Genomic DNA, 1,508 nt, shown 5'->3' on the forward strand with positions numbered 1-1,508 from the left:
AGGTGCACGGTGACATCGCCGCCGGTCCGCGGCCCGGTGCGCCGCGGCAGCAGCGGCGCCTCGCCGCGCAGCACGGCGAGCCGGGTGCCGCCCCGGCCGTCTGCCTCGGCGACGATCCGTGCCCCGGCCCGCATCAGAGCGCCGCCCGCGGCGTCATGCCGCGGGAGCCCGGGCCGCGATCAGCGTCCGGATCCACTCGGCGACCGGCGTCGCCGCGGGGTCCCGCACGAGCGAGAGGAACACCGTTGGCAGCCCGCCCCGCCGCGCCGCCGCGTCCCGGTCCATCACCGACAGATCGGCGCCGACCAGCGGCGCGAGGTCCGTCTTGTTGATGACCAGCAGGTCCGCGGCGGTCACGCCCGGACCGCCCTTGCGCGGCACCTTGTCGCCGCCGGCCACGTCCACCACGAAGATCTGCCGGTCGATCAGGCCCTTGCTGAAGGTCGCGGTCAGGTTGTCCCCGCCGCTCTCCACCAGCACCAGGTCCAGCGGCCCGAGGGTCGCCTCCAGGTCCTCGACCGCGTCCAGGTTCGCGGAGATGTCGTCGCGGATCGCCGTGTGCGGGCAGCAGCCGGTCTCGACCGCGCGGATCCGGTCGGCCGGCAGCACGCCGTTGCGGAGCAGGAAGTCCGCGTCCTCCGTGGTGTAGATGTCGTTCGTCACGACGGCCAGCCGCAGCTGCCCGCCGAGCGCCCGGCACAGCGCCGCGACCAGCGCGGTCTTGCCGGAACCGACCGGACCGCCGATGCCGATCCGCAGCGCGCGCGGCGTCGCCGGCAGCGGCGCGTGCGGGTCGACGCCCGGGTCCGGGTGGGTGTGTGCGGCCTCCTCGGGCCCGTGCGCGTGTGAGTCAGGATGCAAAGAGACGCACCTCCCAGTTGGCGTGCAGTTCGGCACCGATGTCGAGCAGTGGTGCACCCGCGGCCGGCAGTTCGTCGACCGGGTCGTTCGCCCGGGCCGCGGCCCGCGCCGCGATCCGGTCGACGTCGGGGGCCAGGCGGGCGAGCAGCGCGTGCACCGCGTACGGGTCCAGGCCCAGCAGCCGGACCGCCGCGCCGGCCGGGCCGGTCACCGCGCCGTGCGCGGCGGCGACCGCGGCCTCGAGCGGCCCGAGCCCGGCCGCGGCGGCCAGGGCGCCCAGCGCCACCGGATGATGCGGGTCGCGGCCGATCGCGGGCATGGACCACATCGCGCGCCCGGCGCGCAGCAGGGCGCGGCCCTGTGCCCGCGAGGCCTTGCGCAGCGCGGCCGACGGCGTCCGCGCGTCCAGGCCGGCATCAAGATCAAAACATTTTTCCGTACGCGCACAGGCGCCGGCGGCGAACGCGGCGCACACCAGGCCCGAGGTGGCCAGCCGGCCGCGCAGGAATTCGCCGACGTCCTCGACGTCACGCACCCGGCCGGCCGCCACTGCCGCCTCGAGGCCGCCGGAGTGCGCGTGGCCGCCCGCGGGCAGCCGCCCGTCCGCCAGCACCAGCAGGGTCGCCAGGCTCACGCCGGCCCGGCCC

General features: G+C 76.9%; 2 protein-coding genes. Both read right to left on the minus strand.

Annotated elements, in window-relative coordinates; all coding sequences use genetic code 11:
- Positions 1–153 precede the first annotated feature (153 nt).
- Positions 154–861, minus strand: coding sequence for an urease accessory protein UreG (gene ureG / locus AB0F10_RS45575; RefSeq protein WP_360640856.1), 708 nt, complete (start codon positions 859–861; stop codon positions 154–156).
- On the minus strand, positions 851–1,508 hold a 658-nt coding region (locus AB0F10_RS45580), incomplete at its 5' end, for an urease accessory UreF family protein (protein ID WP_360640858.1). The genes AB0F10_RS45580 and ureG, both read right to left, overlap by 11 nt.

Source organism: Actinoplanes sp. NPDC026623 (assembly GCF_040638275.1).
In the GTDB taxonomy this organism is placed as follows: domain Bacteria; phylum Actinomycetota; class Actinomycetes; order Mycobacteriales; family Micromonosporaceae; genus Actinoplanes.